The organism is Haloferax profundi, from assembly GCF_001469865.1.
Taxonomy (GTDB): Archaea; Halobacteriota; Halobacteria; order Halobacteriales; family Haloferacaceae; genus Haloferax; species Haloferax profundi.
The window spans coordinates 1-219 of record NZ_LOPV01000117.1; the positions used below are offsets into that span (position 1 = coordinate 1).

The following is a 219-nucleotide window of genomic DNA, read 5'->3' on the forward strand; positions in this document are numbered from 1 at the left end:
AGGTGTGGAATTATGTGTCACGGGCGATGATATCACGACTCACCGTAGACCGGAACTGCGGCCCCACTCGTCGCCGACGACGCATCCGAACAGAGGAACAACACCACGTCCGCAATCTCCTCTGGTTTCACCCACGCGTCGAAGTCCGCGTCGGGCATCATCTCGCGGTTCATCTCGGTGTCGATGACGCTCGGCATCACCGCGTTCGCGCGCACGATG

At 60.7% G+C, this 219-nt stretch carries 1 protein-coding gene; it reads right to left on the minus strand.

The genetic code is table 11. From position 1 onward, the window contains the following. Positions 1-32 precede the first annotated feature (32 nt). On the minus strand, positions 33-219 hold a 187-nt coding region (locus tag AUR66_RS06235), incomplete at its 5' end, for an SDR family oxidoreductase (protein WP_157533011.1).